The organism is Stenotrophomonas sp. JAG2 (genome assembly GCF_041080745.1).
Lineage (GTDB): Bacteria > Pseudomonadota > Gammaproteobacteria > Xanthomonadales > Xanthomonadaceae > Stenotrophomonas > Stenotrophomonas maltophilia_AA.
The window spans coordinates 40677-55764 of sequence record NZ_JBEUMH010000015.1 but is presented as its reverse complement, the minus strand read 5'-3'; the positions used below and the strand labels follow the sequence as shown (position 1 = coordinate 55764).

The 15088-nt window shown below is 67.7% G+C and carries 12 protein-coding genes; 6 read left to right on the top strand and 6 right to left on the bottom strand.

What is annotated here, in order from left to right; genetic code table 11:
- The first annotated feature begins 71 nt into the window (after positions 1-71).
- From AB9O74_RS16715 to AB9O74_RS16705, 3 genes are read left to right on the top strand one after another with little or no spacing between them, the layout of a single operon-like run.
- Positions 72-269 carry a zinc-finger domain-containing protein gene (locus AB9O74_RS16715; RefSeq protein ID WP_019183790.1) on the top strand — a complete coding sequence of 66 codons (198 nt, stop codon included), beginning with the start codon at positions 72-74 and terminating at the stop codon, positions 267-269.
- A 15-nt stretch (positions 270-284) separates the two neighbouring features.
- A complete protein-coding gene (locus AB9O74_RS16710; RefSeq protein ID WP_369349964.1) occupies positions 285-1397 on the top strand; it encodes a glycosyltransferase in 1113 nt (370 codons plus the stop codon).
- On the top strand, positions 1378-2700 hold the full coding sequence (locus AB9O74_RS16705) for an O-antigen ligase family protein (RefSeq protein WP_369349974.1): 1323 nt from the start codon (positions 1378-1380) through the stop codon (positions 2698-2700). Before AB9O74_RS16710 ends, AB9O74_RS16705 begins: the two co-directional genes overlap by 20 nt.
- A gap of 135 nt (positions 2701-2835) precedes the next feature.
- Here AB9O74_RS16705 and AB9O74_RS16700 read toward each other — a convergent pair whose 3' ends face one another.
- Positions 2836-3756, bottom strand: coding sequence for an LpxL/LpxP family Kdo(2)-lipid IV(A) lauroyl/palmitoleoyl acyltransferase (locus AB9O74_RS16700; RefSeq protein ID WP_346478890.1), 921 nt, complete (start codon positions 3754-3756; stop codon positions 2836-2838).
- Positions 3757-3850: 94 nt separating this feature from the next.
- Between AB9O74_RS16700 and waaA the strand changes: the two genes are divergently transcribed.
- Positions 3851-5149: a lipid IV(A) 3-deoxy-D-manno-octulosonic acid transferase gene (waaA, locus tag AB9O74_RS16695; RefSeq protein WP_369349963.1), complete on the top strand. Its 1299-nt coding sequence runs from the start codon at positions 3851-3853 to the stop codon at positions 5147-5149.
- Between the two features lie 48 nt (positions 5150-5197).
- Here waaA and mgtE read toward each other — a convergent pair whose 3' ends face one another.
- The 5 genes from mgtE to AB9O74_RS16670 form a co-directional block, all read right to left on the bottom strand.
- On the bottom strand, positions 5198-6580 hold the full coding sequence (mgtE, locus tag AB9O74_RS16690) for a magnesium transporter (RefSeq protein ID WP_369349962.1): 1383 nt from the start codon (positions 6578-6580) through the stop codon (positions 5198-5200).
- A gap of 95 nt (positions 6581-6675) precedes the next feature.
- A complete protein-coding gene (locus tag AB9O74_RS16685) occupies positions 6676-7344 on the bottom strand; it encodes a hypothetical protein (RefSeq protein ID WP_369349961.1) in 669 nt (222 codons plus the stop codon).
- 462 nt (positions 7345-7806) lie between these two features.
- A complete protein-coding gene (locus AB9O74_RS16680; RefSeq protein ID WP_176988260.1) occupies positions 7807-9165 on the bottom strand; it encodes a TolC family outer membrane protein in 1359 nt (452 codons plus the stop codon).
- A 16-nt stretch (positions 9166-9181) separates the two neighbouring features.
- Entirely contained in the window at positions 9182-9829 is a 648-nt protein-coding gene (locus AB9O74_RS16675) for a protein-L-isoaspartate O-methyltransferase (protein ID WP_179460114.1), read from the bottom strand.
- Positions 9830-9960: 131 nt separating this feature from the next.
- Positions 9961-10626: a TetR/AcrR family transcriptional regulator gene (locus AB9O74_RS16670; protein ID WP_346491630.1), complete on the bottom strand. Its 666-nt coding sequence runs from the start codon at positions 10624-10626 to the stop codon at positions 9961-9963.
- A gap of 122 nt (positions 10627-10748) precedes the next feature.
- Here AB9O74_RS16670 and AB9O74_RS16665 point away from each other — a divergent pair, with 122 nt between their 5' ends.
- Together AB9O74_RS16665 and AB9O74_RS16660 are read left to right on the top strand one after the other, a co-directional pair.
- On the top strand, positions 10749-11885 hold the full coding sequence (locus tag AB9O74_RS16665; protein ID WP_354274749.1) for an efflux RND transporter periplasmic adaptor subunit: 1137 nt from the start codon (positions 10749-10751) through the stop codon (positions 11883-11885).
- 4 nt (positions 11886-11889) lie between these two features.
- Entirely contained in the window at positions 11890-15060 is a 3171-nt protein-coding gene (locus AB9O74_RS16660) for an efflux RND transporter permease subunit (RefSeq protein ID WP_369349960.1), read from the top strand.
- The last annotated feature ends 28 nt before the right edge of the window (positions 15061-15088 follow it).

Sequence of the window (15088 nt, the reverse complement as noted above, 5' to 3'; positions counted from 1 at the left end):
GTCCGGCGGCCTTCCCCGGCCGCCAGATGCTAGAATCGGCGGTCTCGCAACCCCCTTTGTGTGTCCACGCCATGAGCCATACCGCCACCGCGCCCGCCAATGCCGAGAAGCGTTACACCGTGCACCGCAGCGACCTGCCGCTGAGCTGCCCGACGCCGGAAATGGCGCTGTGGAACTCGCACCCGCGCGTGTACCTGCCGATCGAAGACGAGCCGAACTGCGAGGCCGCGTGCCCGTACTGCGGCGCCGTGTTCGTGCTCGCCGACTGATCTGCGGACCACACTGTGCGCCGACTGACCGTGGTGCAGCTGCTGCCGGCGCTGCACTCCGGCGGGGTCGAACGCTCCACCCTTGAGATCGCCTCCGCCCTGGTTGCCGCCGGCCACCGGGCCATTGTCGTGTCCGCCGGTGGGCGCCTGGTCGAGCCCCTGCTCGCCAGTGGCGCCGAACACCTGACCCTGGACATCGGCCGCAAATCGCTGCTGACGCTGCGTCACGTGCTGACCCTGCGCAATCTGTTCAACGAGGTGGGCGCGGACATCGTGCATGCGCGTTCGCGGCTGCCGGCCTGGCTGGGGCTGTATGCCGTGCGCAACCTGCCGGTCGCCACCCGCCCGCACTGGGTCACCACCGTGCACGGGCTCAACTCGCCCGGCCGCTACAGTGCGGTGATGACCAGTGGCGAGCGCGTGATCTGCGTGTCCAACAGCGTGCGTGAGTTCGTGCAGACGCATTACCCCAGCGTTCCGGCCGAGCGCCTGCAGGTGATACCGCGCGGTGTCGATGTCGCACAGTTCCCGCGCGTGGGTCGGCAGGATCGGCGTGCGCGCCTGGCCGTGGCCGAGCAGCATCCCGCGCTGGCCGGCGACGCACCGTTGCTGTTGTTGCCTGGCCGTGGCACCCGCCTGAAGGGGCATCGCCACGCGCTGACGCTGCTCGCCGGGCTGCACGCTGCCGGTGTGCCGGCCAAGCTGTGGATGCCCGGCACGCGCGAGCCGGGCCGCGAATCCTATGTGGCCGAGCTGGAAGCGCAGGCGCGCACCCTTGGCGTGTTCGATGCGGTGCTGATGACCGCGCCGACCTCGCGCATCGCGCAGGCCTATGCGGCCAGCGATCTGGTGCTGCAGCTCTCGGACAAGGCCGAAGCGTTCGGCCGCACCGTGGTCGAAGCGCTGTCGGTGGGCCGCCCGGTGCTGGGCTGGAACCATGGCGGCGTCGGCGAGTTGTTGACTCAGCTGCAACCCTCCGGCGCGGTACCCTTGGGCGACGCCGATGCACTGCTGGCGCGCGCGCAGCAGTTGCTGCTGCAGCCGCCCTCACTGCCGACGCGGATCCCGTTTACCTTGCAGGCAATGCAGCGTGACACGCTCCAGCTCTATACCTCCCTCATCGGCTGAGCCCACCCTCGCACCGGGTTCGCCAGGCTCCCGCGCGGGCCGCTGGGCCCCGTGGTGGGTGATTGCGTTTGTCGCGTTGTGGCCGCTGCCCGGCATCGCCGAGGGCGTGCTCGTGCTTGGCGCGCTGTACGCGGCGGTACGCATGGTGCAGCTGCGCCTGCAGGGGAAACAGCGTCTGCTCAGCAGCCCTGCGTGGGCACTGACCAGCATCCTGTTCCTGGGCTACTGGCTGCCGCAGGCATTTTCCGCCTTCGATGCGATCGATCCCGGCACCGCATGGCGCAAAGCCGCCGCCGGCCTGCGCTATCTGCCCTTCATGTGGCTGGTCGCGATTGCCGTGGCGACGCCACAGCGACGCGCGCTGACACTGGGCGGCCTGGCGCTGATCACCGGGCTGTGGACAGTGGATGCGCTCGCCCAGGCAATCGTCGGCACCAGCCCCTTGTTCTGGTCGATGGACCAGCTCAAGTGGGCGTTCAGCGGGCACGGCCTGTGCGCGCCCGAAGAGATGGCGTTGGTGGATCGCCTCAGCGGCGTCCTCGGCCCGTGCAATCTCAAGTTCGGCCAGGTGCTGGCCAGTCTGTCGCCGTTCCTGCTGTTCGCCGCCTCACGCCGCGCCGGCATCCTCGGCTGGTCGCTGGTGGCGGCCGCGGTCGGTGTGGTGCTGGTATTGGCCGGCTCACGCGCGGCGTGGCTGACCTATGCGCTGGTGCTGGTGTTCTCCGGTTGGCGCCTGATCGGCGTACGCGGGCTGTTGGCCTGCCTCGCCGTCGGTGCGGTGGCGGCGGTCGTGCTCACCGTGAGCGTGCCGCAGGTCGGGGACCGCGTGGCGCGCACTGCCATGGCCTGGGAAGGCGAGAGCGATGGCGTCAACCAGGCCTTGTCTGGTCGCGCGCAGATCTGGTCGGCGGCCACCTGCATGATCGAGGCGCACCCGATCAACGGTGTCGGCGCGCGTGGGTTCCGCGATGCCTACCCGGGCTGCAACCCGGACCCGGCCGCGCAGGAAGTCTGGGGCGCGGGACCGGCATTGCATGCGCACCAGATCCTGCTCGAGATCCTCTCCGAAACCGGCATCCTCGGCCTGCTGCTGTGGTTGGCGGCCGTGGCCCAGGCCTGGCGCGCGTGGCGCTTCGCACCGCCCGAGGCCCGCGAACGTGCGCGCCCGGCGATGCTGGCGCTAGCGGTGACCGTATTCCCGCTCAACACCCATCTGGCGTTCTACTCCACCTTCTGGGGCGGCCTCACGCTGCTGCTGGCCGCGCTGTACGCGGGCAGTCTGTTGGCACGCGACGACGGGTAGAGCCACGCCATGCGTGGCTGCTTGTGGCCCGGGTATGGGGACATACCGACGCACATGCGCGCCATCCACCGATGGGCTCCACGCCCCGGCCAACGCACTCTCGTGCGAAAGCGTAGAGCCACCCATGGAGTGCCTTTACCGGTAGTAATCGCTCCGCCCACCGGGCTGGCGCTTGAACCGGCGGTGGATCCACAGGTACTGGTCAGGCGCCTCGCGCACCATCGCTTCGATGGCCTGGTTGACGCGCGCGGTGTCGGCCTCGACATCCTCGCTGGGGAAATTCTCCAGCGGTGCGCCGATCTTCAGGAAATACTTCCCGCCTTCGCGACGGTGGAAATACGGGATCACCGCACAGCCGGTCATCCGGGCCAGCTGGTGCGTGGCCGTGATGGTCGAAGCGGTGTGGCCGAAGAACGGCACGAACACGGTGTCCTTGCCGCGCATGTCCTGGTCCGGCGCATACCAGAGGAAGCCGCCCTTCTTGAGGTGCCGCACCGTCGCGCGGATGTCCTCGTTGGCGTACATCGCCTTGGCGTAGCGCAGACGGCCGAACTTCACCGCCCACTCGTACACCGGGTTGCGGTGCTTGCGGTACATGCCGGACAGCTCGACGTGGTCGCACAGCAGGCGGCCACACATCTCCAGCGTCATGAAGTGGCCGGACACCAGCAGGACGCCGCGGCCCTCGGCCTGCATGCGGTGCAGGTGCTCCAGCCCTTCGATCTGCACCTGCGGGCGGATGCTGTCGATGCTGCCCCACCAGGCCCGCGCGAACTCGAAGATGCCGACGCCCAGGGCGTCGAAGGAGTCGCGCAGCAGGCGCTGGCGCCAGGCGTCGTCCTTCTCCGGGAAGCACAGCTTCAGATTGACCTCGGCGGCGCGCCGGCGGCTGCTGGCCAGCCGGTAGGCGACCGTGCCGACACCCCGGCCGAGCGCGCGCTGCAGCATCCACGGCAGGCGGGCGATCGCGAAGGCGAACAGCATGAAGGCGAAGGTCGGCCAGTGGCGCGGGTTGCGCAGGGACGGCCGGGTGGCGGTGGAAGCGTTATCGGACATGCCTCGATTCTAATGGATGCGCCCGGATGCGTCCCGGCGGGCCCTCACGGCGGCGCGGCGTGTCTTCCCCGCGCCGCTCCCGTATCCTTTGCGCATGCGTAAAAGCCCTGTCGAATGGATCCTGCGCGGCCTGTACTCGGCCGTGCTGTACCTGCTGTTGCCGATCACCGTGTACCACCTGGTCTGGCGGGGCTTCCGGGTGCGCGAGTACTTCCAGCGCTGGGATGAGCGCTATGCCTCCTATCCGCACTCCAGCGGCCAGCCGCGGGTATGGCTGCACGCGGTCTCGGTGGGCGAGGTGAACGCCGCCGCGCCGCTGGTGAACGCCCTGCGCGCGCTGCGTCCCGACATCCGCTGGGTGATCACCACCATCACCCCGACCGGCTCCGAGCGCGTCCGCGCGCTGTGGGGCGATGCGGTCGACCACGTGTACCTGCCTTACGACGTGCCGGGCAGCGTCGGTCGTTTCCTGGGCCACTTCAAGCCCAGCCTGGCCCTGATCCTGGAAACCGAACTGTGGCCGAACCTGCTGTTCGGCTGCCGCGACCGCCGGATTCCGGTCTACATCCTCAACGCCCGGCTGTCGGCGCGTTCGCTGCGCGGCTATCGCCTGCTGCGGCCGTTGATCGGTCGCGCGCTGCGCACCGTGACCTGCGTGGCCGCGCAGTCGGCCGACGATGCCGATCGCTTCATCCAGCTCGGCGCCCGTCCGGATCAGGTGCAGCCGCTGGGCAATCTGAAATTCGATATCGCCACGCCGAACGTGCAGGAGTTCATCGCGCGCTTCCACGACCTGGTGCCCGCCGAGCGCCCGGTCTGGATTGCCGCCAGCACGCACGAGGGCGAGGAGCAGGCCACCATCGATCTGCATCGCCGCCTGCGCGAGGCGGTGCCGGGGCTGCTGCTGTTGTGGGCGCCACGGCATCCCGAGCGCTTCCCGCGGGTGGAGGCGCTGGCCCGCGAGCAGGGCTGGAAGGTCGCCACGCGCCGCCAGCAGCAGTGGCCGCAGGCCGATACCGATGTGTTCGTGATCGATACCCTCGGTGAGCTGATGTCGTTCTATGGCTGCGCACAGGTGGCCTTCGTCGGTGGCAGCCTGCAGGCCATCGGCGGGCACAACCTGCTGGAACCGGCGGCGATGGGCACCGCTGCGGTCACCGGGCCGCACCTGCACAACTTCGCCGAGATTTCCCGGCGCATGCGCGAAGCAGGGGCCGTGGTGATCGCGGAGGATGCCAACGGTGTCGGCGACGCGTTGCTGGCCCTGCTGCGCGATCCCCAGGCGCGCGAAGACATGGCCCGCGCCGGCTGTGCCCTGGTGAGCAACGGCCGCGGCGCGTTGAAGCGCACCGTGGCCCTGATCGCGCCGCAGCTGCCGCCGCCGGTGGCCTGACCGGCGCAGGCCTGATCGCCCTGCCGGGCGACCCCGCCTGACCACGCCTCAGCCCGCCGCGACGAGCAGATCGCCCAGGAAGGCGTACGCAAAGCCGAAGTAGATGAACACCCCGATCAGATCCATGACCGAGGTGATCATCGGTGCCGACAGCGTGGCCGGGTCCGCGCCGATGCGGCGTGCGGCGAATGGCAGCAGCGCGCCGATGATGCCGCCCAGCGCGGTGCACACCAGCATGCTCGAGCCCACCACCAGCAGAACGTCCATGCCCACGCCTTTGCTGAAGTACGCCAGGATCGCTTCGAGCAGGGCGATGGTGATGCCCAGCGCCGCGGCCACCGGCAGTTCGCGCTTGATGACGAAGCCCACATCGCGCCAGCGCAGTTTCAGCTCGCCCAGCGCCATGCTGCGGATCACCAGCGTGGCCGACTGGCTGCCGGTGTTGCCGCCCATGTCCACGATCGGGGCGATGAAGGCGGCGAGCACGATCACCTGCGACAGCAGTTCCTCCTGCGCGGCGACAAAGGTGCTGGTGACGATGCCGAAGCAGGTCAGGATCGCCAGCCAGAACACACGCACGCGGAACATCTGCTTCAGCGGCGTGCTGCGCACGTCCAGATCGTTGCCATGCGCACTTACCGTGCCGCCGAAGCGGGCCAGCTGCGAAGCATCCTGTTCCTTCTCGATGTCCATCGCATCGTCGACGGTGACGATGCCGATCATGCGATCGCCGCCGTTGGTCACCGGCAGGGCGAGCAGATCGTAGCGGCGGATCAGCTCGGCGGCCTGCAGCCGTGGCCAGTGCGCCTGCGCGGACACCGGCTGCTTCTGCATGATCGAGGCCACCGTACTGTTCTCGTTGGCCAGTACCAGGTCGCGCAGCGCCACGGTGCCGCGCAGGCGCAGCGTGCGGTCGAGCACGAACAGGGTGTTCACCGTTTCGCTGTGCAGCGCGGTGGCGCGGATATGCGTGAGAGCCTGCGCCACGGTCATTTCCGGAGATACCCAGACATAGTCGGAGGTGGTCGCCGAGCCGACCGTGCCTTCGGGATAGGACGCCATCTTGAGGATGTCATCGCGTTCCGCCTTGGTGAGCGCGGGCAGCAGTTTCTGCTTGGCGTCATCCCCCAGCCGGTTGAACAGATCGGCGCGATCATCCGATGGCATGTGCTCGAACAACTGCACCACCGCCTCGCGCGTCATCGCGGCCAGCAGCTGATCCTGGCGGATCTCGGCGAAGTGCGCGAACAGCTCGGCGCGTGCCTGGGGATCGAGCAGCATCAGCAATGGCAGTGTCTTCTCCACGCTCAGTGCATCGAATGCATCGACCAGATCGGAGGGGTGCGTGGTCGCGGCGATGCTGACGAAACCAGCCGCGTCGAGGGAGAGCGAGAGGGTGCGGATCGAGAACAGGAGGTCTTCGCGGTTCATGGTGGTGCTCCAACAGGCGGCGCAGTGCAGTAGCGATGCGCGGTAAACACGGATGCGGTTGTGTCAGTCGATGAGCTCAGCCGGCAGTCACGGCGTCACGGCGCAGCGGCGAGAGTGATGCCGAGCGTGATCCAGTGGCCGTCGCGCTGGTGATGGACGCGTCCAGCGAGCAGGTCCACGCTGGCACCCCGCCAGAGCGCATGGCGCACGCCGAACTGACTGCTGCGCTGGCGCGTGGCATCGCGCGCAGTTTCAGCCAGCAGCGACCACTGCGGGGCGGTGTTGATTTCCATGCCGATGCCCTCGGTGCGACCGCGTGCCGCGGCCGTGCGCGCCCAGCCCAGGTTGACGTGCAGCAGGGTGTGATCGCTGGCCCCGAGTGCGATGGTCAACGGTGCATTGATGCCCCAGTCGTCGCCACGCAGGCGGTGCCAGTCGTTGCCGACACCGGCACTGAGCGCCATGCCCCAGCGTCGCTGGTCGATGTCGCGCAGCACGCGCTTGGCACCCAGCGCCCATTGCGTGTCGGAGGCAGCGCGTTGATGGCTGACACCGAGCGACCATTCGGTATCGGCGAAGGTGCAGGCCGGTACGGCGGTCCACTCGGCCCCGGCATGGGTATGACGGCCCCAGCTTTCCAGCTGGCAACGACCGGCATCGGTGATGGAGGCGTCGTCCACCATCAGGCTGGCGGCGGCGCGGGTGTCGAACGGAAGCATCGCCACGGCCACGAGCGGCAGGGCGAACAGACGGGAAGCGTGCATGGGCAATCTCCAGGCAATCGGAAACGCCAGCGGCACCCCTCTCTTGGGGTCGGATGGAACTGCGGTGCGGATGATGCGAGGCGGGCGAGCGTGTCAGCTGCGCCGGAAGGCCCCGTCCTGTGCGGACGGAACCGACCTTGGGGTCAGTGGGTCCGTCGGCTCAGGAGCAGCAACGAGATCGACTATGACTGTCCAAGGAGGGAGCCTCTGGAGGGAAAGGGAAGGTGGTGCGGGGCGGACCATAGTCGTCCCCCGCCGAAGGGTCAAGCCATTTTCCACGGCAGGTGCCGGGCGGTGGACCGGTTCACGGCGGAGAGTGTGCACGGGCAGGTGTTGCACGCGGCATCCTGCGTGGCGTTGATCGCGTGTGCGCCGCGTGCGGTGTGTCGCGATCGGCATGTTGCACGCAAAAAAAAACCACCCGCACGCGGGTGGTTTTTCTGTCTCGCCGTGCGCCGTCGATCAGTTGACGGTGGTGCTCGGCGTGGCGGCCTTCTGCGTCAGCAGGCGGTTGATGTCCTGCAGTTCGGCGATGTCCAGCGTGCCGACGGCCTGGCCCAGCTGCAGGCGGTTCTGCAGGAAGGTGTAGCGGGCGTTGGCGTAGTCCAGCTGCGCGGAGAACAGGATGCGCTGGTTCTGGATCACGTCCAGCACGGTACGCGTACCGACTTCCAGGCCGACCTGCGAGGCGTCATAGGCGCTCTGCGCCGAGACCACCGCCAGGCGACGCGCTTCCACTTCGCTGATGCCCGCGACCAGGGTCTGGTAGGCATTGCGGGTGTTGCGGTCCAGGGCACGCTTCTGCTGCTCGTAACCGTCCTGGGCGATGTCGCGCTGGGCCAGGGCCTGGCGCACGCCGGACTGGGTGGCGCCACCGGAGAAGATCGGCACGTTCAAGGTCAGGCCGACGCTGTTGGTGCGACGGTCCGGGCTGAAGCTGTCAGCGCCGACCACATCACCCCAGCTGGCCGACTTGCCGGCGGTGGCACCGAGCGACAGCGTCGGGTAGTGCGCGCCGCGGGCGGCCGAGACGCCGGATTCGGCGGCGTTGACCTTCAGTTCCTGCGCCTTCAGCGCCGGGTTCTGCGCGACGGCTTCGGACACCAGCGTATCGATGGTGGCGTACTTGGCCGGCAGCTCCGGACGGAAATCGGCGGGCAGGGCGCGCAGGTCGGTGACCGGCTGGCCGGTCAGCTCGGTCAGCGCCTGGTAGGCGTCGGCCAGCGTGTTCTGCGCGATGATCGTGTTGGCGCGTGCCTGGTCGTACTGGGCGCGGGCTTCGTGCACGTCGGTGATCGGGGCCAGGCCCACTTCCAGGCGCTTGTCGGCGAAGTCGAACTGCTTCTTCGCCGCCGCTTCGTTGGTCTGCGCGGCCGACAGCGATTCGATGCCCACCAGCACGTTGAAGTACGCCGCCGAGGTGCGCACGATCAGGTCGTCGTTGGCCGAATCCAGGGTGAAGTCGGCCGCCTGGCTCAGCTCGCGCTGCGAACGCAGGTTGGCGAACTGGGTGAAGTTGAAGACCGTCTGGCTGCCGTTGATCGTGTAGTTCCGGCTCTTGGTGGTGAACGAGCTGGAGGTCAGATCATGGTTCGGGTTGGTGCGGGTGCGGTTGAGCGAGGCCTCGCCGTTGAGCTGCGGCAGCAGGGCGGCACGCGCCTGCACGGCGCCTTCCTTGTCGTACAGGCGGGTCGACTCGGCAGCCGAGAGCTGCGGATCGCCATTGCGCGCCATTTCGTAGACCTGCAGCAGGTCGGCGGCAGAGGCGGTCATCGGCAGCAGGGCGGCGGCCAGCGCAAGGGCGAGGGATCGGCGGATCATTGCGGCTTCCTTGGACTCAGAGTTGGAACTGGGGTGCCGGGGCGGCACCGCGCAGGTAATCGATATCGGTTTCGAACAGCGATTCAGTGGTGCCGTCCGCCTTGACCAGCACCGCTTCCATGACCGGCGACAGGCCACGGATCACGAACAGTCGACCGCCGGGACGCAGCCACTGGGTGAAACGTGACGGGATGACATCCACCGCGCCGGTGACGCAGATCGCATCGAAGCGTCGCTCGGTGTCCCAGGTCAGGGCGTCGGCGGTTTCGATGCGGACGTTGTTGCCCAGGCCGGCCGCGTCCAGGCGCGCGCGCGCGGTCGTGGCCAGGTCGGCATCGATTTCCAGGCTCAGCACTTCGCGGGCCAGCTCGCCCATGCAGGCGCTCAGGTAGCCGCTGCCGGTGCCGATTTCCAGCACTTCATCACCCGGCTGCAGATCCAGCGCCTGCAGGGTGCGGCCTTCGATGACCGGCTTCATCATCTTCTGGCCGTTGCCCAGCGGCAGCTCGATATCGGCGTAGGCCAGGGCCCGGTGCGATTCAGCGACGAACGCCTCCCGCGGCAAGCGTGCCAGTACATCGAGCACGCGGATTTCCAGCACATCCCAGGGGCGGATCTGCTGTTCGACCATCAGTTCGCGGGCGTGGGAGTAATCGATCGTCATGAGGTTCTATATCCAGCGCAGTGGGCCGGCCATTTTACCGGTGCCGGGAGCCGGCGGCGCGCTGAGAGCATCGCTGCCGTCGCGCCGGGGTCGCAGTGCCGGAAGTCACCGCGACCTCCGGTCCATTCAGTTTAGTGCCGCCGGGCATACGCCCGCAGGAAAAAGTCGACGCTGGCGCTCACGTGGGCGTCGGCATCGCACTCGGCCGGGGCCGGCCGCAACCCGCACATCATATGCGTATGCAGCTCGCCCTTGATCAAGGTCAGGAACTGGATCGCGGCGGTCGGGAAGTCGGTGATCTCCAGCTCGCCGCGGGCGGTACGGGCACGCAGGAACTCGGCCAGCGCATCGGTGGTCCGCTGCGGGCCGGCCAGCCAGAACATCTCGCGGATCCGGTCGTCGGTATCGGGCGACATCATCACCCGCTGCACGGCCACCGCCGCATCGGAGGTGATCAGGCCGAAAAAGGCGTGGCCAATGCCCATCAACTGGTCGCGCAGCGGGCCTTCGATGTCGGTGACGAACAGTTCGTCAGGCAGCATCTCGGCGCACTTGGACTGCACAGCTTCGGTGAACAAGGTCTCTTTGTCGCCGAAATGGCTGTAAACGGTCAGTTTGGAGACGCCAGCCTGGGCCGCGATGCTGTCCATGCTCACGCCGTTGTAGCCTTGGTCGACGAACAGGGATTTCGCTGCCTCGAGGATGGCCGCACGCTTGCCCAGATCCTTCGGGCGCCCCGGTCCGGCGGCCTTGGCGGCCGGCTTGGAGGGCGATGTGGAGGAGGTCGGATCAGTCATCCAATCAATACTAGACCAATCGGTTCGATATTTATACTATACCGGCTGGTTCAATATTGAAGCGTTTGGAACAGAGCGTTTCCAGCCGCTTTTCCCGGGTTACTTTTCAGGTCCAGGACCTCATGAACAACATGCGATGGATGGGTGGTGGGTTGCTGGCGATCGCGCTGGCAGCATGTGGCAAGCAGGACGCCGAGCCGGTGGCGCCGATCCCGGTGCTGGTGGTCCACCCCGGCACCGTGGCCGGACAGGAACTCGCCGCGTTTCCCGGTGAGATCCGGGCCCGCCAGGAGAGCCCGCTGTCGTTCCGGGTCGGGGGCAACCTGATCAAGCGTCATGTCGATGCCGGCCAGCGCGTGCGCAAGGGGCAGCTGCTGGCCGAGCTGGATGCCGCCGACTACGCCTCCCAGGCCAGTGCCTCGCAGGCCCAGCTCGCTGCCGCCGAAGCCGATCTGATCCGCGCCCGCGATGATCAGAAGCGTTACGCGACACTTGCCGAGCAGCAGCTGGTCAGCCAATCCGCGCTGGACAGCCAGACCGCCGCGTTCAAGGCCGCGCAGGGCCAGGCCAATGCCGCCCGCGCGAATCTGGCCGTGGCGCGCAACCAGGCCGAGTACGCGCAGCTGCGCGCGCCGGCCGACGGCGTGATCGCCAGCCGCCAGGCCGAAGCCGGGCAGGTGGTCAGTGCCGGGCAGACCGTGTTCACCCTGGCCGCCGATGGTGGACGCGAAGTCGTGATCGCCCTGCCGGAAAGCAACATCCGCGATTACCAGGTTGGCCAGCCTGTGCAGGTGGAACTGTGGAACCGCCCGGGCCAGCTGCTGGCCGGCACGATCCGTGAGATCGCCCCGGCCGCCGATGCGCAGGCGCGGACCTACGCCGCCCGCGTCAGCCTGGCGCCCGAAGCACTGACCGAAGTAGAGCTGGGCCAGAGCGCACGCGTGTTCGCCGCGGCCGGCCGCCAGGGCACGCTGCAGTTGCCGCTGGCGGCAGTACAGCGCGGCGCCGATGGACGCAGCAGTGTGTGGGTGGTCGATCCGGCCAAGCGCACGTTGAAGGCCACGCCGGTGACGGTCGGGGCGTATGCCGTGGAATCCGTTCCGGTGCTGAGCGGGGTGAACGCGAATGATTGGGTGGTGGCCGCCGGCGGCCACCTGCTGCGCGAGGGCCAGCCGGTGACGGCGGTGGACCGTCAGAACCGCCCGGTGCTGGCACCGGCCGCCAAGCCTGCCGCGCCTGCCGCCGGCAAGGGGAACTGATCCCGTGCGCCGCTTCAATCTCTCCGAATGGGCGCTGGGCAACCGGCCACTGGTGCTGTTTGCGATGCTGGCCTTCGCGATCATCGGCGCGTGGTCGTACAAGCACCTGGGCCAGTCCGAGGATCCACCGTTCACCTTCAAAGTGATGGTGGTGCGCACGAATTGGCCCGGCGCGACCGCCGAACAGGTCTCACGCCAGGTCACCGAACCGATCGAGAAGGCACTGCTGAACACCGGGCAGTACGAGTTCATCCGTTCCTACTCGCGCCCGGGCGAATCGCAGGTCATCTTCGTGGCGCGCGACAGCCTGCGTTCCAAGGCGATTCCCGACCTGTGGTACCAGGTGCGCAAACGCGTGGGCGACATCAAGCCGACCCTGCCGCGCGAAATCGTCGGGCCCTTCTTCAACGACGAGTTCGGCGACACCTTCGGCAACATCTACGCGCTGACCGGGCAGGGCTTCGACTACGCGGTGATGCGCGACTACGCCGATCGCATCCAGCTGGAACTGCAGCGCGTGCCCGACGTGGGCAAGATCGAGCTGGAAGGCCTGCAGGACGAGAAGGTCTGGATCGAGCTGTCCAACACCAAGCTGGCCACCCTGGGCGTGTCGCTGCAGCAGGTGCAACAGGCATTGGCCGACCAGAATGCCATTGCCGCCACCAGCTTCTTTGAAACCCCGACCGACCGGGTGCAGCTGCGCGTCACCGGCCAGTTCCAGAGCGTGGAGGAGATCCGCAGCTTCCCGATCCAGGCCGGCGACCGCACCGTGCACCTGGGCGACATCGCCGAGATCAAACGCGGTTTTGCCGATCCGGCGTCGCCGAAGATGCGCTTCATGGGTGAAGACGCGATCGGCATCGCCGTGGCGATGAAAGACGGCGGCGACATCCTCAAGCTGGGCAGTACCCTGGATGCCGAGTTCGAACGACTGCAGAAGACGCTGCCGGCCGGCATGCAGCTGCGCAAGGTCTCCGACCAGCCGCATGCGGTGGAGGAGTCCGTCGGCGAGTTCGTGCAGGTGCTGACCGAAGCGGTGGTGATCGTGCTGCTGGTGAGCTTCTTCTCGCTCGGCCTGCGCACCGGCCTGGTGGTGGGCGTGACCATTCCGCTGGTGCTGGCGATGACGTTCTTCGTCATGCATTACTTCGGCATCGGCCTGCACAAGATTTCCCTCGGCGCGCTGGTGCTGGCGCTGGGCCTGCTGGTGGACGATGCGATCATCGCGGTGGAGATGATGGCCACCAAGATGGAGCAGGGCTACGACCGCCTGCGCGCGGCCAGCTTCGCGTGGGAGTCGACCGCGTTCCCGATGCTGACCGGCACGCTGATCACCGCGGCCGGCTTCCTGCCGATCGCCACGGCCGCCTCCAGCACGGGCGAATACACCCGCTCGCTGTTCCAGGTGGTGACCATCGCGCTGGTGGTGTCGTGGATCGCCGCGGTGCTGTTCATCCCGTACCTGGGCGACAAGATGTTGCCGGACCTGTTCAACCCGCAGCCGCCCAAGCCGGACAGCCTGGCGGGGCGCTGGCATGCCCGTCGCCTGCGGTGGGCCGACCGCCATCCCGCGTTCGCGCGCTGGATCGCGCCGAAGGTGCATGCGCACGACCACGATCCGTACCAGCGACCTTTCTACGTGCGCTTCCGCGGTTTCCTCGATGTCTGCCTGCGCCATCGCTGGTGGGTGATCGCTGCGACGGCCGCCCTGTTCGTGTTCTCGTTGCTGATCTTCCGCTTCGTGCCCCAGCAGTTCTTCCCGGATTCGACCCGCCCGGAACTGATGGTGGACATCGAACTGGCCGAGGGTGCCTCGTTGCAGGCGACCCAGGCCCAGGCGGCCAAGCTGGAAAAGCTGCTCAAGGACCGCGAGGGCATCAGCAACTATGTGGCCTACGTCGGCACCGGCTCGCCGCGCTTCTACCTGCCGTTGGACCAGCAGCTGCCGGCCACCAACTTCTCGCAGTTCGTGGTGCTGACTGAAGATGCCAAAGCCCGCGAAGCGACCCGCGACTGGTTGCTCAAGGACGTGATTCCGCAGTTCCCGGACGTGCAGATGCGCGTGACCCGTCTGGAGAACGGCCCTCCGGTCGGCTACCCGGTGCAAATGCGCATCTCCGGCGAGCATATCGCGCAGGTGCAGGCCATTGCCCGGCAGGTGGAAGCCAAGGTGCGCGCAAACCCGCACGTGATGAACGTCAACCTGGACTGGAGCGAGCCGAGCAAAGTGGTACGGCTGGTGATCGACCAGGACCGTGCACGCGCACTGGGTGTGAGCAGCGCGCAGGTGAGCCAGTTGCTGGGCACCTCGTTGTCAGGCATGAGCGTGAGCACCTACCGGGAGGGCAACCGCCTGATCGAGATGCTGCTGCGTGGCCCGGACAACGAGCGTGTGCGGCTGGACATGCTGGGCAGCCTGGCCATTCCGACCGCCAGCGGCACCTCGGTGACGCTGTCGCAGGTGGCGCGCCTGGAGTACGTGTTCGAGGACGGCATCATCTGGCACCGCAACCGCCTGCCGACGGTGACCGTGCGCGCCGACATTGCCGACGCGAAGCAGCCGCTGGACGTGGTGCAGCAGATCCTGCCGACACTGGAGGGCATCCGTGCCGAGCTGCCGTCCGGCTACCTGCTTGAAACCGGCGGCACAGTGGAGGATTCCACCCGCGGCCAGGATTCGATCAAGGCCGGCATGCCGCTGTTCCTGATCGTGGTGGCCACGCTGCTGATGCTGCAGCTGCGCAGCTTCTCGCGTGCGGCGATGGTGCTGGTCACCGCGCCGCTGGGCATCATCGGCGCGACCCTGTTCCTGCTGCTGTTCCGCGCGCCGTTCGGCTTCGTGGCGCTGCTGGGGACGATCGCGCTGGCCGGCATGATCATGCGCAACTCGGTGATCCTGATCGATCAGATCCAGCAGGACATCGATGCCGGGCATGACCGCTGGCACGCAATCATCGATGCCACTGTGCGTCGCTTCCGCCCGATCGTACTGACCGCGCTCGCCGCGGTGCTGGCGATGATCCCGCTGTCGCGCAGCGCGTTCTACGGCTCGATGGCGATCTCGATCATGGGCGGTCTGATCGTCGGCACCGTGCTGACCCTGGTGTTCCTGCCGGCGCTGTACGCCGCGTGGTTCCGGGTGAAGCCGGACGAGGCGAAGACCAGCGAAGGCTGAGGGACGATGAAGCCGGCCGATGGCCGGC

Coding starts and splice junctions, on each gene's coding strand:
- AB9O74_RS16680 (WP_176988260.1), bottom strand. CDS start 9,165: ATGATCCGCCGATCCCTCGCCCTTGCGCTGGCCGCCGCCCTGCTGCCG.
- AB9O74_RS16700 (WP_346478890.1), bottom strand. CDS start 3,756: ATGTCCGATAACGCTTCCACCGCCACCCGGCCGTCCCTGCGCAACCCG.
- AB9O74_RS16715 (WP_019183790.1), top strand. CDS start 72: ATGAGCCATACCGCCACCGCGCCCGCCAATGCCGAGAAGCGTTACACC.
- mgtE (WP_369349962.1), bottom strand. CDS start 6,580: ATGAACCGCGAAGACCTCCTGTTCTCGATCCGCACCCTCTCGCTCTCC.
- waaA (WP_369349963.1), top strand. CDS start 3,851: ATGCGTAAAAGCCCTGTCGAATGGATCCTGCGCGGCCTGTACTCGGCC.
- AB9O74_RS16685 (WP_369349961.1), bottom strand. CDS start 7,344: ATGCACGCTTCCCGTCTGTTCGCCCTGCCGCTCGTGGCCGTGGCGATG.
- AB9O74_RS16665 (WP_354274749.1), top strand. CDS start 10,749: ATGAACAACATGCGATGGATGGGTGGTGGGTTGCTGGCGATCGCGCTG.
- AB9O74_RS16670 (WP_346491630.1), bottom strand. CDS start 10,626: ATGACTGATCCGACCTCCTCCACATCGCCCTCCAAGCCGGCCGCCAAG.
- AB9O74_RS16675 (WP_179460114.1), bottom strand. CDS start 9,829: ATGACGATCGATTACTCCCACGCCCGCGAACTGATGGTCGAACAGCAG.